The 20,684-nt window shown below is 61.1% G+C and carries 13 protein-coding genes; 12 read left to right on the top strand and 1 reads right to left on the bottom strand.

The genetic code is table 11. The features are described 5' to 3' along the window. Positions 1-21 precede the first annotated feature (21 nt). Positions 22-4,914, bottom strand: a complete 4,893-nt coding sequence (locus BLU01_RS25370; protein ID WP_092280636.1) for an NAD-glutamate dehydrogenase — start codon at positions 4,912-4,914, stop codon at positions 22-24. Positions 4,915-5,416: 502 nt separating this feature from the next. On the opposite strand from BLU01_RS25370, the gene BLU01_RS25365 reads away from it, so the two are divergent. The 12 genes from BLU01_RS25365 to BLU01_RS25315 all read left to right on the top strand — a co-directional run bounded on the left by BLU01_RS25365 (position 5,417) and on the right by BLU01_RS25315 (position 20,616). Beyond that, positions 5,417-5,770, top strand: a complete 354-nt coding sequence (locus BLU01_RS25365; protein WP_092280634.1) for a hypothetical protein — start codon at positions 5,417-5,419, stop codon at positions 5,768-5,770. 268 nt (positions 5,771-6,038) lie between these two features. Beyond that, positions 6,039-6,998 carry an AAA family ATPase gene (locus BLU01_RS25360; RefSeq protein WP_003218556.1) on the top strand — a complete coding sequence of 320 codons (960 nt, stop codon included), beginning with the start codon at positions 6,039-6,041 and terminating at the stop codon, positions 6,996-6,998. Positions 6,999-7,003: 5 nt separating this feature from the next. Then, positions 7,004-7,948: a DUF58 domain-containing protein gene (locus BLU01_RS25355; RefSeq protein ID WP_092280632.1), complete on the top strand. Its 945-nt coding sequence runs from the start codon at positions 7,004-7,006 to the stop codon at positions 7,946-7,948. Next, positions 7,945-8,439, top strand: coding sequence for a DUF4381 domain-containing protein (locus BLU01_RS25350; protein ID WP_092280630.1), 495 nt, complete (start codon positions 7,945-7,947; stop codon positions 8,437-8,439). The genes BLU01_RS25355 and BLU01_RS25350 overlap by 4 nt, the downstream gene beginning before the upstream one ends. Next, on the top strand, positions 8,432-9,511 hold the full coding sequence (locus tag BLU01_RS25345; RefSeq protein ID WP_092280628.1) for a vWA domain-containing protein: 1,080 nt from the start codon (positions 8,432-8,434) through the stop codon (positions 9,509-9,511). Before BLU01_RS25350 ends, BLU01_RS25345 begins: the two co-directional genes overlap by 8 nt. Continuing rightward, positions 9,508-11,247 (top strand): tetratricopeptide repeat protein, encoded by a 1,740-nt coding sequence (locus BLU01_RS25340; protein ID WP_092280626.1) that lies wholly within the window; start codon positions 9,508-9,510, stop codon positions 11,245-11,247. Before BLU01_RS25345 ends, BLU01_RS25340 begins: the two co-directional genes overlap by 4 nt. Continuing rightward, on the top strand, positions 11,244-12,896 hold the full coding sequence (locus BLU01_RS25335; protein ID WP_092280624.1) for a BatD family protein: 1,653 nt from the start codon (positions 11,244-11,246) through the stop codon (positions 12,894-12,896). The genes BLU01_RS25340 and BLU01_RS25335 overlap by 4 nt, the downstream gene beginning before the upstream one ends. 134 nt (positions 12,897-13,030) lie before the next feature. Beyond that, complete coding sequence (locus BLU01_RS25330; RefSeq protein ID WP_092281744.1) at positions 13,031-15,034, top strand: type VI secretion system Vgr family protein; 2,004 nt, start codon at positions 13,031-13,033, stop codon at positions 15,032-15,034. Continuing rightward, positions 15,031-15,897: a DUF4123 domain-containing protein gene (locus BLU01_RS25325; protein ID WP_092280622.1), complete on the top strand. Its 867-nt coding sequence runs from the start codon at positions 15,031-15,033 to the stop codon at positions 15,895-15,897. Before BLU01_RS25330 ends, BLU01_RS25325 begins: the two co-directional genes overlap by 4 nt. After that, positions 15,894-16,727 (top strand): toxin VasX, encoded by an 834-nt coding sequence (locus BLU01_RS28150; RefSeq protein WP_231987112.1) that lies wholly within the window; start codon positions 15,894-15,896, stop codon positions 16,725-16,727. The genes BLU01_RS25325 and BLU01_RS28150 overlap by 4 nt, the downstream gene beginning before the upstream one ends. Before the next feature lie 30 nt (positions 16,728-16,757). Next, positions 16,758-19,514 carry a hypothetical protein gene (locus BLU01_RS25320; protein WP_231987111.1) on the top strand — a complete coding sequence of 919 codons (2,757 nt, stop codon included), beginning with the start codon at positions 16,758-16,760 and terminating at the stop codon, positions 19,512-19,514. Beyond that, positions 19,498-20,616 carry a DNA-binding protein gene (locus BLU01_RS25315; protein WP_092280620.1) on the top strand — a complete coding sequence of 373 codons (1,119 nt, stop codon included), beginning with the start codon at positions 19,498-19,500 and terminating at the stop codon, positions 20,614-20,616. Before BLU01_RS25320 ends, BLU01_RS25315 begins: the two co-directional genes overlap by 17 nt. Positions 20,617-20,684 lie beyond the last annotated feature (68 nt).

Genomic DNA, 20,684 nt, shown 5'->3' with positions numbered 1-20,684 from the left:
GGCTTTTCATTCAGCGCTGAATCAAGCCGCTGGTTCCAGCTCCTGCGTTACCGCCGGCACAACCGCCTGACCACTCAACGCGAGGTCGAGCAGCTCACGGTTGGCTACCGCGTACATGGCGTAATCAGTGCCGCTGGCGGCACGGATTTCTACCAGCATCGCGCGCCAGCGTTCGATCATGCCTTCGTGCTCTGCCATCCACAGCGCCAGACGTGTTTCCACGTCGTGGCTGCCGTCGCCCTGTTGCAGGACCGAAATGGTGATCGCCCGTTGCTGCCAGTCGACATCATCGCGGAACGCTTCACGGGCCAGCGCCTGCCAGTTGTTTTCAACCGGCAGAGCGCTGATCTGTTGCAGGTACCAAGTGATGTCCAGCGCGCTGCCGACCGCGAAGTAAGCCTTCGCCACGTCTGCTGCGTTCTGGCCAGTCACGTCGGCCGCTTCGATGATCGGCAGCAAGGTGTACAGGTGCGAAGTGCCAGCCACCATGCGTGCGAGCAACTCCGGCACACCGGCTTCGACGTACGCCTGATAACGGTTCTGCCAGTTTTCGTGGATCTCGCCGCTCAGCAGTTCGTCGAGCTTGAGGCCCAACTCCTTCAGATGCGGACCGAAGTGCGCAACGTCACGGGCAGCGTTCTGCTCGTTGCGGCGGGCACGCAGGAACCAGCGGGTAGCGCGGCGGCCGAGACGCATCAGCTCGTCCATCAGCTCCAGTTGCACGTCAGCGGCGACCTGATAGTCCAGGGCTTCGATCTGACGGAACCAGTGCGGGAGATGGAAAATGTCACGCACGATCACATAAGCGCCAGCCACGTTCGCCGGGCTCATGCCGGTCGACTCTTTGAGTCGCTGCACGAACGTGATGCCCATGTGGTTGACCAGATCGTTGGCGATCTGGGTGCTGACGATTTCGCGCTTCAGACGGTGACGGCGCATGGCTTCGGAGAACTTGCTCACCAGACTCGGCGGGAAAGCGGTTTCCATGTCGCGGGTCAGGTATTCGTCGTCCGGCACTTGCGAGTTGAGCAGTGCTTCTTTGAGGTCGATCTTGCTGTACGAAATCAGCACCGACAGCTCGGCACGGGTCAGGCCATGGCCTGCCGCAACGCGCTCGTTGATCGCGTCTTCGGCTGGCAGGAACTCGATCGCCCGATCCAGCTTGCCGCGACCTTCCAGATCGTTCATCAGACGCTTGTATTCGGCAATCCGCACGTATGCACGGCGGGCCGCCAGGGACAAGGCCTGAGTCTGCTTGTAGTTGTTGCCCAGCACCAGATTGCCGACTTCGTCGGTCATGCTCGCGAGCAACTGGTTACGTTGCTTGTCGGTCATGTCACCGGCCTGAACCACTTCGTTCAGCAGGATCTTGATGTTCACTTCGTGGTCGGAGCAGTCCACACCACCGGCGTTGTCGATGAAGTCGGTGTTGGAGCCGCCGCCATTGAGGCCGAATTCGACACGACCCAGTTGGGTCATCCCGAGGTTACCGCCCTCGCCCACGACTTTGCAGCGCAGTTCGTTACCGTTGACGCGCAGCGCATCGTTGGCCTTGTCGCCGACATCGGCGTGGCTTTCGGTGCTGGCCTTGACGTACGTGCCGATGCCGCCGTTCCACAACAGGTCTACCGGCGCCTTGAGCAAGGCGTTCAGCAGTTCGGTCGGGGTCAGCTTGTCAGCCTGAATGTCGAAGCGGTCTTTCATCTGCGGGGAAATCGCGATGCTTTTCGCGCTACGGGAGAAGATCCCGCCGCCCTCGGACATGATGCTGGTGTCGTAATCCGACCACGCCGAACGCGGCAGGTCGAACAGGCGCTTACGCTCGGCGAAGCTGTTGGCCGGCTGCGGGTTCGGGTCGATGAAGATGTGCAAGTGGTTGAATGCAGCGACCAGTTGCAGGGTCTCGGACATCAGCAAGCCATTACCGAATACGTCGCCAGCCATGTCGCCGACGCCGACCACGGTGATGCTGTCTTGCTGCACGTTGATCCCGCGCTCGCGGAAGTGGCGCTGTACGCCGACCCACGCGCCTTTGGCGGTGATGCCCATTTTCTTGTGGTCGTAACCCGCCGAGCCGCCCGAAGCAAAGGCGTCGCCGAGCCAGAAACCGTAGTCGATGGCAATACCGTTGGCGATGTCGGAGAAGGTTGCAGTGCCCTTGTCCGCAGCCACTACCAGGTACGGGTCATCGTCGTCATGACGCACAACGTTGACTGGCGGCACCAGCGCGCCGTCCTTCAGGTTGTCGGTGATGTCCAACAGGCCCGAAATGAAGATGCGGTAGCAGGCGATGCCTTCGGCTGCGATCTCGTCGCGACCGCCGCCCAATGGCAGGCGACGCGGCAGGAAACCGCCCTTGGCGCCGACCGGCACGATCACCGAGTTTTTCACTTGCTGGGCTTTTACCAGACCCAACACTTCGGTGCGGTAGTCCTCTTCACGGTCGGACCAGCGCAGGCCGCCGCGCGCAACGTTACCGAAGCGCAAGTGCACGCCTTCGACGCGTGGCGAGTAAACGAAGATTTCAAACTTCGGAACCGGTTTCGGCAGTTCAGGAATCAAGTGCGGGTTGAACTTGAAGCTGAAGTAGGACTTGTTATGGCCCTGCGCGTCAGTCTGGTAGAAGTTGGTGCGCAGCGTAGCTTTGATCAGGTCCAGGTAACGACGCAGGATGCGGTCTTCGTTCAACACCTGGACGTCGTCCAGTGCAGTAACGATCGCTTGTTCCAGACGTTGTTGCTTGTCTTCTAGGTCGTCGCCGGTGAGCTTGCGCGCCAGGTAGAAACGGGTTTTGAACAACCGGGTCAACTCGCGAGCGATGTCGGTGTGGTTGTTCAGCGTGCTGGCGATGTAGCCAAGGTCGAAGCCCAGGCGAATCTGCTTCATGTAGCGCGCATAGGCACGCAGCAGCGCCACGTCGCGCCATGGCAGGCCGGCGGTCAGCACCAAACGGTTGAAGGCATCGTTTTCGGCATCGCCGCGCACGATGTGGACGAATGCGTCCTGCAGCGTGTCGTTGAGTTGCTGGATGTCGAGTTCCAGGCCTTCAGCAGCGGTGAAGGCGAAATCGTGAATCCAGAACTCGCGGCCATTGTTGTGGCGCAGGCGATACGGGAATTCACCCAATACGCGCAAACCGAGGTTTTCCAGAATCGGCAGCACGTCGGACAGCGCCAGCGGCGTGTCGGCGTGATACAGCTTGCAATGCAGCTCGCGTTGGCCGGAAACCTGGCCCAGCGGCTGATAGAAGCTCATCACCAGCGGGTTTTTCTCGGTCAGGCTCAGCAGGTGCTGCATGTCGACGACTGCCGAATGCGCTGCGAAGCGCTCGCGGTAACCGGCCGGGAAGCCTTTCGGGAAGTCGGCCAGCACGTTGGTGCCGCTGGCTTCGCCGAAGCTTTCAACGGTCAGGCTGGCGTAGTCGTCCTGCCAGCTGCGGCAGGCCTGGACCACTTCTTTTTCCAGCAGGACCGGGTCGATGTCCAGACGGTTCTTCGGATCAACCCGCAGAATCAGCTGCACGCGCGCCAAAACGGACTCGGAGAAGAATGTCCAGAATTCGCAATCCGAGGCTTTCAGGCGATCCATCAGCACTTGCTGGATCTTCTGGCGCACTTCGGTGGAATAGATATCGCGCGGCACGTAGGCCAGGCAGTAGCAGAAACGGCCGTACGGGTCTTTGCGCAGGAACACGCGGATCTTGTTGCGTTCCTGGATCTGCACGATCGACATCACGGTGCTGAACAGCTCGTCGACCGGGGTCTGGAACAGGTCGTCGCGCGGCAGCACTTCAACCACTTGCGCCAGTTCCTTGCCCAAGTGAGCCTTGGCCTGGAAGCCGGAACGGCGTTCGATTTCTTCGACCTTGCGGCGGATGTACGGAATCACCCGCACGCTCTCGCCATACACCGAGGAGGTGTAGAGGCCCATGAAACGGCATTCCTTGATGACTTTGCCGTCGGCGTCGATTTCACGGATCGACACGTAATCCGGATACGCCGGACGGTGCACACGGCTCGGGTGCGCAGCCTTGGCGAACGACAGCAGGGTCGGTTCGCGCAGGTAGTTTACGGCGTAGTCTTCGATGCGCAGGTCTTCGTAGGTCAGGCCGGTGCGCAGCAGTTTGGTCAGGCCGAGGAACGAATCCTGGTCATACACGATGTGGCCGCCATCGGCTTCATCGCGGACCACGAACTCTTCATAGCCGAGGAACGTGAAGTGGTTGCCCACCAGCCATTCCAGGAAGCTTTTGATTTCGGCTTTTTCTTCTGGATCGACATTGAACTGGCTGGTGTCGAGGCCGCTGAGCAGTTCCTGGACTTTTTCTTTCATTGGCTCGAAATCGGCGACCGCAACGCGGACTTCACCGAGAACCTGTTCCAGCTCTTTGCTCAGCACATTCAGTTCGGCCGCGTTGGCGCAGCGGTCGATTTCCAGGTACATCAGCGATTCTTGCAGGATGCCTTCGCCCTGGGTGCCCTTCGGCAGGATTTCCAGCAACTCGCCTTTGCTGCCGCGACGCACGCTCAGCACAGTGGTTTGCAAGGTGTGAATGCTGTAGCCGCGACGGTTCAGCTCGGTGCGTACCGAGTCCACGAGAAAGGGCAAATCGTGGTGCAGGACTTCGACCGCGGTGTGGGTCGACTGCCAGCCGTGGCGTTCGTAATCAGGGTTGTAGACGCGCACTTGCGGTTGCGTGTGGTCAAAGCGCTCAAGCAGGCGCCATGCAGAAAGGGTGCAGCCGGCGAGGTCGGACAGCCGACGCTGGGTCAGCTCGTCGAGGGAAATGATGCCGAAAAATTGTTCAGCAAACAGCGCCACTTGTGGCAGTGCCTGTTCACTGATGTGCTGCGCCAGTGCCGCTTGCAGTTGGTGCTGGAAGTCGGCTTTGCTGGCTGCGGTGAAGAACGCCATCTGTGGTACTCCGCTTGGGCTTGTTATTGATGGAAGCGTCGCGTGCAAAACCCCTTTCGGGGCGATCCGTCACCCGGTTCCTGAATCTCGGGCAGAGGAAACAGGGCAACAGGTGGGTGAAGCTGGACGAGACACTCAGGTCACATTCACCTTCCTTGAATGAATCCCGGAAACAGCGCCCGCGCGATGAATTGCACAGGCCTCTACCGGTATCCATTCGATGCGCAGCTTAACGAGTGCGACAACGTGCCTGCTTGCGGTGCTGCGACATATTCGGTCATCGGCACGCAGCTTGGGGCTTGCGCACGGAACAACACTAGCAGGCGCACGGCAAAACGGCCGGTAAAAGCCCGGTTTTGCGCGATCTCGTCCTCGAAATGACCAGCAACACATCGGATGTTCACGACACATGTTCTGACACTCAGACGAGCAGAAATTCCCGGCGGCTGGCAGAATCGCCCTTTGATCGTCTTCACAATGCTCGCCGAGCCAGGAATTTCCCATGCAAATGACCACCGCCCTCTTGATCGTCAACCCGTGCGATGACGAAGAAGACAACATGGCCATGCTCTGCTGCCACAGCGATCAAGGCGACATGTTCCTGATGACCCGCTACCCGGACGAGGACGCGCTGGACATCACCCTCGACGGCGAGCCGTCGACGCTGGACGGCGTAAAAGTCACCCTCAGCCCTAACCGCCTGCTGATTGAAATCGCCGCTGGCGATGCCGACGCGCTGAATGGCGATGATTCGCTGGAAATCATTCACAGCACGGATGCGGGTGATCTGGCTGAGGTTGAGGAAACGTTGCAGAACATTCTTAAAGGCACTGGAACCTTTATCAGCCAGATTTGAGGTGTTTGATCTGACCTCATCGCGAGCAGGCTCACTCCTACAATTGATCGTCGTACGCCGTCAATGTAGGAGTGAGCCTGCTCGCGATGGGGCCGGCACAGCCACCCGACTTCTGCGCGGCTACAAATTTCCAACAACTTCCCCAGCCATTTCCCGCATTTTGCGCAAAATGCCGTTAGTCGCCACCCCCCGCCATGCATTAAAGTAACGCCCCTAGCCCTGGCGTTATTCGAACGTCTTCGGTCACCCTTTCCAGGAACAGTCATCGATGGAACATCGTGAAGCGCTGCTAGCGCTGCGAACATTTCTTTCAACGCAGATTCTCGGCCAGGAAAAACTCATCGAGCGCTTGCTCATCGCCCTGCTCGCCGACGGCCATATGCTGGTCGAGGGCGCACCTGGGCTGGCCAAGACCAAAGCGATCAAAGAGCTCGCCGAAGGCATCGAAGCACAGTTCCACCGTATCCAGTTCACCCCCGACTTGCTGCCCGCCGACATTACCGGCACCGAGATCTATCGCCCGGAAACCGGCAGCTTCGTGTTCCAGCAAGGCCCGATTTTCCACAATCTGGTGCTGGCGGACGAGATCAACCGCGCCCCGGCCAAGGTTCAGTCGGCATTGCTGGAAGCCATGGCCGAGCGCCAAGTCAGCGTCGGGCGCAGCACCTATGAACTGTCGCCGCTGTTTCTGGTAATGGCCACGCAAAACCCGATCGAGCAGGAAGGCACCTATCCGCTGCCCGAAGCTCAGCTCGACCGCTTCCTGATGCACGTGAAAATCGGTTTCCCGGACGCCGCCGTAGAACGCCGCATCCTGCAACAGGCGCGTGGCGAAGCGTTGAATGGCGAAACCAAGCCTGAGCGCCGGGTCAGCCAGCAAGCGATTTTCGCCGCGCGCAAGGAAATCCTCGGGTTGTACATGGCCGATGCCGTGGAGGAATACCTGGTGCAACTGGTCATGGCGACGCGCACGCCGGCCAAGTTCGACCCGGAGATGGCCGAGTGGATCGCCTACGGCGCCAGCCCGCGTGGCTCGATTGCCCTCGACCGCTGCGCCCGGGCCCACGCCTGGCTCGCCGGTCGCGACTTCGTCAGCCCGGAAGACATTCAGGCGGTGCTGTTCGACGTGTTGCGCCACCGCATCATTCTGTCCTTTGAAGCCGAAGCGGCGGGCATCGACCAGGACCGAGTGGTCCAGCGGATTCTCGACGTCGTAGCCGTCGCTTGACCCTGATGAACGTCAGCCTGCCGCCCGAGCCGGGCATCCGTGTCAGCCTCGCCGAGCTGATCGAGATGCGCCATCGGGTGCGCGAAGTGCAGCTGTTTTCGACGCCGAGCCAGCGCAGCCCGTTGATCGGCCTGCACCACTCCAAGCTGCGCGGGCGCGGCGTCGATTTCGACCAGGTGCGCGTTTATCAGGCCGGCGACGACGTACGCACCATCGACTGGCGCGTCACCGCGCGCACCCAAGAGCCACACACCAAACTGTTCCACGAAGAACGCGAACGGCCGATTTTCATCATGGTCGAGCAAAGCCGTCGGCTGTTTTTCGGCTCCGGCCTGATGTTCAAATCGGTGCTCGCCGCACAAGCCGCGAGCCTGATCGGCTGGGCGGCGCTGGGGCACAACGACCGGGTCGGCGGACTGGTGTTTGGCGACAACGAGCATTACGAAATCAAACCTCGGCGCAGCAAGCAAAGCCTGCTGCAATTGCTCAACCGGCTGGTGCGGGTCAACCAGTCGCTGCACACCGAAAGTGAGCAGAACCGCGATTCGCTGAACCTGGCCCTGCGCCGCGCCCGCGAGGTGTTGCGCCCCGGCAGCCTGGTGATCGTGATCTGCGACGAGCGCGCGTTGACCGAAGGCTCGGAACAACAATTGAGCCTGCTCGCGCGGCATTGCGATCTGTTGCTGCTGCCATTGTCCGATCCGCTGGACCACGCCCTGCCCGCCGCCGGCCTGCTGCGTTTCGCCGAGCGTGGCGCGCAACTGGAACTCGACACGCTGAATTACGACCTGCGCCAGACCTATCGCACCCAGGCCGAAGCACGCATCGCTCGTTGGGAATTGCTCGCGCAGAAGCTGCGCATTTTGTTGATGCCGCTGAGCACTCAAAGCGAAATGGTCGAGCAATTGCGCGAATACCTGAACCCGCAGAAACCGGGGAAAGGTCGATGAGCAGCCTCGATCAACTGCAACCACTGATGACTCCGCCGCCAATTGACTTCTGGCCTCCGGCGCCGGGCTGGTGGTTATTGCTGTTGTTATTGCCGCTGATCGGTTTCGGTCTGTGGCAGCTGCGCCGTTTCATCCCGAACAAACGCCCGATCGTACGCGCCGAGCAACCGCTGGACCCGGTGCGGGTCGCCGCGCTGGCCGAACTCGCGCAAATGCCCAAACCCTATGACGGCGCACCGGCCGGTGCCTGGTTGCAGCAACTCAACGGTTTGCTCAAACGCCTGTGCCGCAACCACTACCCCTATAGCCAAAGTCACACGCTGAACGGGCGCAAGTGGCTGGCGTTTCTCGACAACCGCTGCCCGGCCGCCGGTTTGACGCGTTGGATGGTACTGGTCGAAGGCGCCTACAAACCTGAATGCAAACTCGACGACAAAGCCATCGCCGGCCTGACCCAAGCCGTCGACACGTGGATTCGCAAACATGTTTGAGTTCGCCTGGCCGTGGATTTTCGCCCTGCTGCCGTTGCCCTGGCTGATGCGCCTGGTGCTGCCGGTGGCCGACAGCGGCGAGCCGGCGCTGAAAGTCAGCTTCCTCAGCGACCTCGAAGGCCTGGCCCGACGCCGCGCCCGCGCCAACCTGCCGGCGTGGCGCCAACAAGCGCCGTTCATTCTTTTGTGGTTAATGCTGCTGATCGCTGCGGCGCGCCCGCAATGGTTGGGCGATCCGCTGCCGATTGCCGCCAGTGGTCGCGATTTGCTGGTGGCGGTCGACGTCTCCGGATCGATGGATTTCCCCGACATGCAGTGGCAGGACGAAGACGTCAGCCGCCTGTCACTGGTCCAGCATTTGCTCGGCGATTTCCTCGAAAGCCGCGACGGCGACCGGGTCGGCCTGATCCTGTTTGGCAGTCAGGCCTACCTGCAAGCGCCGCTGACCTTCGACCGCCACACCGTGCGCGTGTGGCTGGATGAAGCGCGGATCGGCATTGCCGGCAAGAACACCGCCATCGGCGATGCAATCGGCCTCGCGCTCAAGCGCTTGCGCCTGCGTCCGGCGCAAAGCCGCGTGCTGATTCTGGTCACCGATGGCGCCAACAATGGCGGCGAAATCGACCCGTTGACCGCCGCCCGTCTCGCCGCCAGCGAAAACGTGAAAATCTATCCGATCGGCATCGGCGCCGATCCGGAACAAAGCGGTACGCTGGGCTTTCTCGGCCTCAACCCAAGCCTGGACCTCGACGAACCGGCACTCAAAGCCATCGCCGAAGCCACCGGCGGCCAATACTTCCGCGCCCACGACGGCAAGGAATTGCAGGCGATCAAGGACATTCTCGACACCCTCGAACCCGTCACCCAGCAACCGACCCAGGCCCGCCCGGCTCAAGCGTTGTATCACTGGCCGTTGGCGCTGGCGCTGCTGTTGAGTCTGTTACTGGTGATGCGCGAACTGTGGCCGGACAATCCACTGCAACGCCTGCTGACCAAGGACCTGTTTTTGCAAAGCCAACTCCCCGACTGGCGCCAGCGACTGAATCGCCTGCGCCTGCGGAGGCGTCGATGAGCGCGCTCTGGCCGTACTGGTTCCGCCCGTGGTGGCTGCTGCTGTTGCCGCTGCTCGGCTGGTTGCTCTGGCAACTCTGGCATCGGCAAAAACGCGCCGGGCGCTGGCAGATGATTTTGCCGCCGGCCTTCCACGCCGCGCTGCTGAGTGGCGGCAACGGCCGCGACAGCAAATTGCCGTGGATCGTCCTCGGGTTCGCCTGGGTGCTGACCATCGGCGCGCTGCTGGGACCGAGTTGGCAAAGAGTCGAGCAGACCAGTCAGAAACCGGCTGACCCGCTGGTGGTGCTGCTGGAGTTGACCCCGGAAATGCTCGCCACCGACAGCCCGCCAACCCGGCTGGAGCAAGCGCGGCGCAAGTTGCTCGACTTGCTGCAAAGTCGCAGCGACGCGCAAACCGCAATCGTCGTCTACGCCGGCAGCGCCCACACGCTGGTTCCGCTGTCGGATGACCTGTCGACCAGTCGCAATTTGCTCGACGCACTCAAGCCGTCATTGATGCCCGAGGCTGGGCATCGCGCCGACTTGGCGGTGCTCAAAGCCTTGGCGCTGTTGGATCAAGGTGCGCTCGGCCAGGGTCGAATCCTGCTGATCGGTTCGTCACTGAACGAACAGGAACGCTTCGGCATCGAGCGCGCGCTGGACGGCAAATCCACCGAATTTCTGATGCTGGGCGTTGGCACCGCCGAAGGGGTGCCGGTGGCGCAAGAGGACGGCAGTTTCCTCAAGGATGCCCAAGGCGCGATTCTGGTGCCGCACCTCGACAGTCCGGGGCTCAAATCCTTCACGGCCGACCTCGGCGGGCGCTACCACGCGGCGCGGCTGGACGATGCCGACCTAGGCGCCCTCGGCTTGCTCGATGGCCCGCGCAACCTGCGCGACGACGGCCAGACCTTGCGCCTCGATACCTGGGCCGATCAGGGTTATTGGCTGCTGCTGCCGTTGTTGCTGCTGGCATCCCTGGCCGGGCGTCGTGGCTGGCTGTTTTGCTTGCCGCTGCTGTTTCTGATGCCGCAACCGAGCTACGCCTTCGACTTCGGCGATTTGTGGTTGCGACCCGATCAGCGCGGCCTGCACCTGCTGAAAAAACAGCAGCCGGCCGAAGCCGCCAAACACTTCGAAGACCCGCAATGGCAAGGCGTGGCGCTGTATGAGGCCGGCGACTACAACGGCGCCGCCCAGCGTTTCGCTCAGGGCAACGACGCGCGGGCACACTACAATCGAGGCAATGCGCTGGCGAAAAGCGGTGAGTTGGACGCGGCGCTGGATGCCTACGATCAAGCACTTGAGCGCCAACCCGATTTGCGTCCGGCGCTGACCAACAAGGCCTTGATCGAAAGCCTGCTGAAACAGAAATCGACGCCACCGGAGGTCGAACCCGAGCCGCCCGAGGGCGAAGCGCCGGGCGCGGTCGGTGATGTTCCGCCGCCCGAGTCCGCCACTCAGCCGTTGAGCAGCGGCGAACCGAAAACCGAGGCCCAGCCGAACTCCGCGGACAGCGAAGAACCGCCCACCACGCCACCGCAACCCGGCCCCAACGAAGTGCCGGGCAGTGAGTTGGAGGACGAGCAAAGCACCACGCCACCGCGGCGCCCGGCGAGCGACAGCCTCGAAGGCGAGCAGGTTCAGGCGCTCGAACAATGGCTGCGAAAGATTCCGGACGACCCCGGCGAACTGCTTCGACGCAAGTTCTGGTACGAACAGCAACAACATCAGGATCAGGGAAAAACTCGATGACCCGCTTCAGCGCTTTCTTGCTTGCCCTGCTGTCTGCCCTGATGCTGGCCAACGCTCAGGTGCAGGCTGCGGAGCTGGGTGCCAGTGTCGATCGCAGCCGCCTGAGTTCCGGCGAAACCGTCGAGTTGATCCTCGAATCCAACGATGTGACGATCTTCGGCAAACCCGACCTGACCCCGCTGGACGCGGAATTCGAAGTGCGCGGCACGCGTCAGGTCAACCAGTTGACCACGATCAATGGCGCCAACCGCTCGACAACGCGCTGGTTCATCACCCTGCTGCCCAAACGCAACGGCAGCGTCGAGATTCCGTCGCTGCAACTAGGCGACGGGCGCAGCCAGCCGATCACCCTGCAAGTGGTCGAAGGCGAAACCCAGGACAGCAAGAACAAACTCGCCCCGGTGTTCATCGAAGCCAGTCTCGATCAGGCCAGCGTGTACGTGCAGGCGCAGGCGATTCTGACGTTGCGCATTTACCATTCGGTGTCGCTGTATGACGACAGCAGCCTGACGCCATTGCAGGTGCCCGATGCGCGTATCGAGCAGCTCGGCGACTCGCGCACTTATGAAAAAGACATCAATGGCGTGCGCCATGGCGTGATCGAAATGCGCTATGCGATTTTCCCCCAGCACAGCGGTGTGTTGAGCATCCCGCCGCAGCAGTTCAGCGCCACCCTGGTGGATGCGCAACCGGCGCAGGACGCTTCCGGGCAGGGAACCAAACCGGGCAAATTGCTCCGCGTCAGTTCCGCGCAAATTGCCCTGACGGTGAAGGCCAAACCGGCCTCCTACCCAGCCGATGCACCCTGGCTGCCCGCACGCAGCCTGAGCCTGAGCGAGAGTTGGAGTCCGGAACCGGATCAGGTGCAGGTCGGTGATTCGCTGACCCGCAGCCTGACACTGAAAGTCGATGGCCTGGCCAGTTCGCAACTGCCGCCCCTGCCCGCCACCGACATCAACGGCTTGCGCCGCTACCCCGACCAACCGGTGCTCGGCAACCAGAACAGCGAGCGCGGCTTGATCGGCAGCCGCGAAGAACGTGAAGCGCTGGTGCCCGCCCACAGCGGCGCCATCGAGTTACCGACGGTCGACGTCGTCTGGTGGAACACCTTCGAAGATCATCTGGAACACAGCAGCCTGCCGGCGCGCACCCTGCAAGTGCTGAACAATCCGAGCCTGATGGTTGATACGCCGACCGGCAGCCCGCAAGTAATCTACGGCGCCGACAGCGAAGCGCTGTGGTGGTGGAAACTCAGCACAATGATTCTGGCCTGCACCACCCTGCTCGGTTTTGGCTTGTGGTGGCGCGCGCGCTGGCAACCGGCGATTCTGCGCGCGGCACAAACCGGCCCAAGCCCGCGCAGCGTGCTCGACGACCTCAAACGCGCCTGCCAGGCCAACGACCCCCACGCCACCCGCCAGGCACTGGATGCCTGGGCGCGGCAACAACCGGAAACCCTCGCCGAAATGGCCGCGCGGTTTGTGCCGCTGTCGGATGCGCTGGACGGCCTGAATGGCGCGCTCTACAGCGAATCCGGCCAGCATTGGCAGGGCGAAGACCTGTGGCGCGCAACTCGCGCGATCCCGCTGGCAGAACGGGTTCAAGACCCGGTAGGTGATAGCGGCTTGCCGCCGCTGTATCCGAAATAACGCGTTACCGGGCTGCCTGATCTGCAGCGAGGCGATTCCCGGAAAATTCCTACACAAGAAAACGATTCCCCTGACTGCGCCAAGTTGGCGCCCCCCGCAAAGTCCCGTGCCTGAAAAGACACAGGGACATGTGGATGTTGAAGGCTGCCAAAACCGTTGTTTTCAAGCTCGAGCTTGAAGGCTTCCGCCACGCTCTTCAGGTGGTGGAATTTCGCGCGACCGAAGCGCTCAACCAGACCTATGAAGTCGAACTGCAACTGGTCAGCGAGCACCGGGATCTTGATCTCGAAACGCTCCTGCATCGCCCTGCGTTCCTGTCTTTCGGCGCCGATGGCTCGGGGATTCACGGGCAGGTTTATCGAGTCGCTCAAGGCGATTCCGGCGCTCGCCTGACGAGCTACCAGATCATTCTGGCGCCACACCTCGCCTACCTCGCGCACCGGCATAACCAGCGCATTTTCCAGCAGCAAAACGTTCCGCAGATCATCGCCAGGATCCTCAGCGATCACGGCATGCAGTCGGATGCCTGGCATTTTCAACTCAGCGCCGACTACCCGCCGCGCATTTACTGCGTGCAATACAACGAGAGTGACCTGCACTTCATCCAGCGTTTGTGTGAAGAGGAAGGCTTGCACTTTCATTTCCAGCACAACGCTGACGGGCACACGCTGGTGTTCGGCGATGATCAGACGGTTTTCCCCCAACCTGCCGCGCCAACCGCCTACGCCCCGGGCAGCGGGATGGTTGCCGAAGCTCCAGTCATCGACCGCTTCCAGGTGCAATTGCACACCCGCACCACCCACGTCAGCCGCCGCGATTACCACTTCGAAAAACCCAACGTACAGTTGCAGGCTGATGCGCGAGAAGCACGATTGCCCGAACTGGAGGATTACGCCTTCCCCGGGCAATTCGTCCATCGTGAGCGGGGCCAACATCTGAGCCAACGCGCCCTCGAACGCCGTCGTGCCGATTACCGCCAGGCCCAAGGACGCAGCGACCAGTCGCTGCTGCGCAACGGCAGTTTTCTCGACCTCAGCGAACACCCGCGAGCGGACTGCAACGGCCTATGGTTACTGACTCGCGTCGAACATATTGGCCGCCAGCCACAATCGCTTGAGGAAGCGGCGCCCGACGTCAGCTCTGATGACGGTTTTACCCAGGGTTATCGCAACCATTTTGTTGCGACGCCTTGGGACGTGAATTTCCGTCCGGCGCTGGAGCACCCCAAACCTCGGGTGACCGGCAACCAGCATGCTGTCGTCACCGGCCCCGCTGGCGAAGAGATCTACTGCGATGCCTACGGCCGCGTGAAAGTCCAGATGTTCTGGGATCGCGACGGACAGAAAAACGAGCAATCCAGTTGCTGGCTGCGAGTGGCAACCCATTGGGCGCATGAGCGCTACGGCAGCGTGCAGATTCCGCGCGTCGGCATGGAAGTGCTGGTGGGTTTCAGCGAAGGCGATCCCGACAAACCCTTCGTCCTCGGCTGTCTGCCGAACGCCGCGACGCCGGTGCCGCTGGACCTTCCGGCGCAGCATACGCAAAGCATCCTGCGCAGCCAGAGCAGCCCCGGTGGCGGCGGTTTCAACGAGCTGCGCATCGAGGACCGCGCCGGTGCCGAGGAAATTGCGCTGCGCGCCCAGCGCGATTTCGTCCAGTTGGTGCTCAACGACGAACGCATTCAGGTCGACAACCAGCGCAGCGTGGTCGTCGGCGGCATCGCCAGCCACGACCTGCGCGGCGAAGAACAGCACCTCACCCACGGCAATCGCCTCACCGAACTGAAACAGGACGACCACCTGCTGGTGCTCGGCGACCAGCACGTTCGCGTCAGCAGTCAGCGGCTTAACGCCACGCAGCAAATCCACCTCAGCGCCGGCCAGCAAGTGGTTATTGATGGCGGAGCGCACCTGACGGTCAAGGCCGGCGGGCATTGGCTGACGCTCGGGCCGGAAGGCATTTTCAGCAGCGTGGCAATTGTCGAGGGCGGCGCTCCAGCGACGACGATGCCGGCGGAGCCGCTGATACCGGGGGCGCTGCCGTTGCTTAAAGTGACGTTCGACCCGGCGCAGCAACGCCACGCACTGGTTGCAAACCGCAGCTCGCGGTGCCTGATTTGCGAGGCGGCCCAGGCATGACGCTCTTGACCTCTCTGCCCGCAGACCTGCCGTGGGGCAAACATCAGGCGTTGCTGTTGCTCGATGGCGCAACCGTCAGCGATTTGCCGCAACGCCTGAAACATCTGAGTCCCGGCGCCACCACGGTTGCCTTGTACGACTGCCCGTCCTTCACCGACTTGCGAGATATCTCGCCGGTTTTAGCCACCGTGCAATCAGTCGACGAGCCACTGCTGCAGTTCTATCTCCAGCACGCGCACGAGGAATGGGCCGTGCTGCTGTTCAGCGCGGATTCGGTGCACGCCGTGGCGCAGCACTTGCGCAAATTGCTGACCGTCGAGTTGCCCGAAGGGTTGCCAGTGTTCCTGCGTCTGGCCGACGCAGCCGTCGCCCGAGCCCTGTTCAGCAGCGGCGATCAGCGCTTGTTCGGGCCGCTTTCGGGCGTGGTAACAAGCGATGGCGTCGCGGCGGATTGGCAATATCACCCGCCTCGGTTGGCAGAGTGCCCCGACTTGCCAACGCCCTATCGCCTGAGCGCCGAACAGAATTCAGCGCTGGACCAGGCTGATCAGCGTCGTGTGCTGATCGAACTCGACGCGCATTTACTCAAACACTTCCCCGACTTCCATAGCGGCGCAACCGTGGCCCAACGCTGGCCAGTGCTTGAGCGACTGGGCGCCGAGGCCAGTTCCCTGGGCCTGAGCAGCCAATCCGAACTGTTCTATTACGCCAACGTCATGGCTTGGCTGAACGGTTCACCGCTCGAACAGCATTCGCACCTCAACCGATTGCTGCATACGCCTTCCCTGCAACCTATCGGTGAGCGTATCGCGCTGGCCGCCGACATGGCCCACGAATGGGCCAATCAACGAGGCCGCCCATGAACCACCCTGCCAATCTCGCCGCAGCGGCGGCGCCGAAAACTGCCATTGGCACGCCCGGCGCCTGCCCGTTGCGCCAGACCCATGTGCAGCTTTTGCCATTGCGCTACGGCCTCGTCGAAAAAAACCTCGATCCTGATAAGCCACTGAAGTTGCCTTACGCCCTCGAGACGCGGCCGCTGGGAATCCGTTTGCTACGCGATGGCTGGCTGTACGTAATCGACAGCGTCACCGGCCATCTCCACGAATATCGCGTACTCGACGGCTTGGTCAGCGCCCTGCTGCACAAGGGCGCCAAGGTGGTCGTCGATCAGCGCGCAGCCATCGAAGAGCGCCCGGCCCTGATCTTTTCACGGCGCAGCATGTTGCATGTGAGCTTCGCCGAGGTGCAATGGACTGCCGCCAAATGCGCCCAGGTCATCGACAGCCGCGAAGAGCGCGACCACTTCATGCAAGCCATCGACCTCGGCCCGGTGGATTGCGCAACCGGCGGCGAGCAATTGCTGACGGTTGAGCAAACGCAGCGCTGGCTGGCCGAGATTGCCGAGGCGCCGGCTCCGCCAGTGGAGAACGCAGAAAGCCCGGACGAACCGTCGCCGGACGCCGTGTTGCTGCCGACCGTGCAGGTCAGCGCTGTGCCCGAGCACGAACGCAAACCTTATCTTTGGGAACAACCTCAGCGTTTTCGTGAGGCGCACATCGGCGAGTTTCTCGGGCAGGTACGCCCGGCGTATCAGGACGACACGCTGTTCCTCGTGGTGCCGGACGACCTCGGTGTGTTGCGTGATCTGGCCGATTATCAAGACGTGCTGGTCGGCTGGGTCGACGACTGAACCAATGCTGATAACAACGAGCGCAACTATTTGCTGGCCTGCTACATCGAGTCCTTGAGCCAACTCAGCCCGGCCGACGTCGACAAGCTGTCCGAGGTCAGCAATGACCCTCGCGCAAAAGCCTTGTTCGCCGATCTGCAGCAGTTGCCGGAAGCGCAGCGCGAACAGACCCGCAAGACCTTGCTCGACTACCTGAACCGTGGCGGCAAAGTCGTCCCGCCCAGCGTTACTGCCACTCCTGAACTGGAGCAGATGCGTCGCGATGCCGTGGATCAGGCCTACGCAATGAACCGTTTCGACGGCCTCGCCCCCGACGCCACGGCGTACGGTCGCGCGAATGCTGAGGCGGACCTTCGTTACTACACGGGCGAGTATTTCGCGGCGTCACCAAGCGACTTCGTCGAGCGCCACTTGCAGACGCTGGTCAACCTCGGCAAGGACAACGATCTGCGCATCCGCAATCTGCTTGAGGGTTCGTTGTTCAGCGGTAAACGCGGGGTCAACGACTTCATCGACCGCGCCGCCATGGAAGATGAATTGTTCCAGTACCGCTTCGACATTGGCCGCTGGAATAATCTGCTCGAACGCATCACCGCCGACCGCACGATGCTGGTGTGCGCCGGACGCTACCACCGCTCGGCGTGGTATTACGACGCGCACGAACCAGCGCAGCTGGGCCAGGTGTTCAGCGCCGAATACGCCTGCCTCAAAGACATTTGTCGCAGCGATGAGGCGAGCGAAAAAATCCTCGGCTACCTGGAAAAACATCCGGAGCTGACCCGGCCGCTGTTCTACACGTTGCCGTGGCGCCTGCAACCGGAGCAAGCGGTGCAATACACGCTGTTGTTCAACGCCGGCATGGGCGTGTTCAACAACCTGCCGCGCTGGCTCGCCGAGCTGAAGAAAATCGAGCAACCGCACCTGCCGGCCCTCGACGATTTGCCCGAGCACACCCGCGCCGTCGCCGACGCGGCGCAACACAGCCTCAGCCCCGCGCTGAACATGGGCCTGAGCCGGGCACTGGAGGGGTTCAACCTCGCGGCGGAGAAAATCCCTGACCTCGACGAACTGTTCCAGCGCCTGCCCAAGGCGCTGTACATGCGACTGCTCGACGCGGCAAAAACCACCGGCGTGACCTTTACCGTCGCTACGGCGGCGGAACACGCAGCGCTGCAGACCAACCTCAAGGAAATACTCAGGGAGCGTGACTACCTGAAAACCCTGACCCGTGAACGCAACCAAATCACCCACAACAAAAACCGCCAGGGCCACAAGTCGCCACGGGCGGTGGAGTTGCAGGGCGAAATTGGCCGGGTGCGCGGGCAATTGACGCAACTCGAGGCGCGGTTGGCCGGCGCGCTCAGCCCGATCGCGGAACTGCCGGATCAATCGGTGCGGCTGTACGGGGCGACGCCGGCTCGCGCGGGGGTGACGCTGCTGTTTCCGCCAGAGCAGCAGACCGAGGTCAGGAGTTTACTGAAGAGTATCCGGATGGGGGTTAGCGCGGTGCCGAATGCGGGGTTGATTAGAAGCGAGGGGATGGGGTTGTTGGTGTTTTTGGTTCAGGGGGTGAATTTGGTTTCGGTCGTGAAAGAGACATTTGCCCAATCGCGGGATAAGCGTAAGTTGGCGCCGTTGGTTAGTTCAACTTTCGCAACTGGAGCGGCAGGGTTCGCAGCAGCGCAAAGTCTGGCTGATACGGCGTTGAAAGCACGGAGTGCGGATCTGGTCACCGGACTTCAACGTCACGCTTTGCACAGTGTTCATGTGCAGATGGGGAAAATGCATATCGGATTGGGTGGCTTTACCTACTTTTTGGGATTTCTTGCTTCGATGTTCAGCTTGAATAACCAGATTCAGAATTGGCAGCAGGCGATACGGAGCGGGAATAGCGCGACACAGCGAAGTGCGGCGCTTGCCACCCTGGGCGCCGGTGGTATGGCGACGGTAAATGCCTATGGGCTTAGTCACACCGTACACGCCACTTTCAAAGTCGTGACTGCACGGAGTGCCGAAGCGCGAATAGCTGCTTGGGCAGCCGCAGGTACTCGTCTATCTACCGTATTTTTCCGGTTCAACCTGGCCGGAGCGCTGTTCACGGTATTGGAACTGGGCGGTACTTGGCTTTACAACCGTTACAACATCAGCAACCACGATAAATGGCTTAAAACCACCCCATGGGGCCTGGATGCCGATGTGCGCGGCGACCACTCCTTAGATGAATACAAAAATTATCTGGCCTTCCTTGTTCATGCTCCTTATGTGCAACTCGGTCCGAACGACCATGACTCGTGGCTGAACAATCTGCTGTTAATGGCCAAGCCCAAAGATATTCATTTAGTGCTGCCAGGGGTCAAGCTCGATGACTTTCAGCCACCCTTGACTGGTCAACCCGCCCGACGTCTGGGAATCGGCGCTCACCGCATTTCAATTCCTCTACACAGTCGCGGCACACCCCGCGAACGCAAAGATGTCATCAGCAACGAAATAGCGAACAGTCTGCGCATTGTGGAAACCGGACCGGACCGGCTGGTGCTCTGCATGCAATGTCCACTGGACCCCGATGCCGAATTTACCCCCGCTTCCGAAATGCTGGAATTGACGGTCTGTCTACAGACCTTGAACCCCAACGGTGAGTGGGTTTCTCGCAATCGCGTCATTCGTCTAAATCCCCGTGAAGAAGGCCATTACCCTGTGTCGCCAACTAAAAATGTTAATGAGCCTCCCCCCATGTTGCTGGTTGAAACCCATTCGCTGGAGATGGCCGATCATGCCCACCAAGACTGATAGCCCGCTGCAGCCTGCCCACTCCAAAGCAGGAGATATGGAGCCATTCCTTGGGGGAAGAATCACTTATCTAGCCCCGTTGCCATTACCAACATCCATGCCGCCTCACGGTCCTCACATAGGGGAACTTAATGACGTGTACATGGATTTTGGGGTCGGATGGCCACAGATATTTTCCTGGCAAGTCATATTGGGAGGGCCATTCACAACATCATTTATGTTCATTGTTCTGTTCCCATTGTTTTGTTTTTGTTTTGGTCTTATATCGGGATACGACTGGCTCTACTCATGGGAATTTACCGTTGATGTTTTCTTTGCCGCTTCAGAAATCGGACTTTTAGCTGCTTTTTTTTCGTTGCTCATTTGCGTCTTAACATGGCACCACAACCACAAAAAACGCCTCACCATCTTCCCCACCCGCTTCAACCGCCAGCGCCGCGAAGTCTGCTTCAACCCCGAAGACGCCACCGAACCCGTCTTCGTCCCTTGGGAATCCCTATCCGCCTGGGTCATCGAGTCCCAAGGCGCCACCCAATACGGTATCCAGCGCCAATACGGCATGGGCATCGGTTTCCAGCATGGCGAAACCCTGACCAGCGTCGAATTCCCCTGCTTCGGCCTACCCATCGCCATCAGCCATTGGGAAGCGATTCGCGGGTACATGGAATATGAAATCAACGACCTCAAGACCATCCAGGACCCGCTAGACCTGCAAAACCCCGGCGACCCACCCCACGAAGGCCTGCACACCTTCCACAACGCTCGCGCGCGCATGCACCAACAAATCCGCGACGGCGAACGCAACCGGCTCTCGGGATTTTTCTGGTACCTGTACCACGTCATGACCCTGTGGACGATCCCCAACCACCTCACCGAGTGGGAAGTTCGCCGCATCCAGAAAATGGCGCCGCACGCCATGCCGGAAGTGATGCAGCAATGGTCGGAACCGCTGCCGAAAGAACAATGGACCAAACCCAGCGAGGAACTAAGGCGAATGAGCGAACAAGTGCGGCAACTACACAAACGCCAGCCTCGGCGGCCGATTACCGAGATTTTTGCTGAAGTGCGGCGGATGAATCCGTGCCGCAAACCCGGCGGATAAACACTTCCTTTGTGGCGAGGGGGCTTGCCCCCGTTGGGTCGCGAAGCGGCCCCGTTCTTTTATTCCAG

Origin of the sequence: Pseudomonas prosekii (genome assembly GCF_900105155.1) — a bacterium.
Taxonomy (GTDB): Bacteria; Pseudomonadota; Gammaproteobacteria; order Pseudomonadales; family Pseudomonadaceae; genus Aquipseudomonas; species Aquipseudomonas prosekii.
Note: the sequence above shows the minus strand (reverse complement) of the source record. Positions and strands in the feature narration are given on the sequence as shown.

Bases quoted from the DNA above. Each gene is read 5' to 3' on its own strand.
- BLU01_RS25325 (WP_092280622.1), top strand. From the start codon at position 15,031: ATGACGCTCTTGACCTCTCTGCCCGCAGACCTGCCGTGGGGCAAACAT.
- BLU01_RS25360 (WP_003218556.1), top strand. From the start codon at position 6,039: ATGGAACATCGTGAAGCGCTGCTAGCGCTGCGAACATTTCTTTCAACG.
- BLU01_RS25350 (WP_092280630.1), top strand. From the start codon at position 7,945: ATGAGCAGCCTCGATCAACTGCAACCACTGATGACTCCGCCGCCAATT.
- BLU01_RS28150 (WP_231987112.1), top strand. From the start codon at position 15,894: ATGAACCACCCTGCCAATCTCGCCGCAGCGGCGGCGCCGAAAACTGCC.
- BLU01_RS25315 (WP_092280620.1), top strand. From the start codon at position 19,498: ATGCCCACCAAGACTGATAGCCCGCTGCAGCCTGCCCACTCCAAAGCA.
- BLU01_RS25340 (WP_092280626.1), top strand. From the start codon at position 9,508: ATGAGCGCGCTCTGGCCGTACTGGTTCCGCCCGTGGTGGCTGCTGCTG.
- BLU01_RS25330 (WP_092281744.1), top strand. From the start codon at position 13,031: ATGTTGAAGGCTGCCAAAACCGTTGTTTTCAAGCTCGAGCTTGAAGGC.
- BLU01_RS25370 (WP_092280636.1), bottom strand. From the start codon at position 4,914: ATGGCGTTCTTCACCGCAGCCAGCAAAGCCGACTTCCAGCACCAACTG.
- BLU01_RS25335 (WP_092280624.1), top strand. From the start codon at position 11,244: ATGACCCGCTTCAGCGCTTTCTTGCTTGCCCTGCTGTCTGCCCTGATG.
- BLU01_RS25355 (WP_092280632.1), top strand. From the start codon at position 7,004: ATGAACGTCAGCCTGCCGCCCGAGCCGGGCATCCGTGTCAGCCTCGCC.
- BLU01_RS25345 (WP_092280628.1), top strand. From the start codon at position 8,432: ATGTTTGAGTTCGCCTGGCCGTGGATTTTCGCCCTGCTGCCGTTGCCC.
- BLU01_RS25365 (WP_092280634.1), top strand. From the start codon at position 5,417: ATGCAAATGACCACCGCCCTCTTGATCGTCAACCCGTGCGATGACGAA.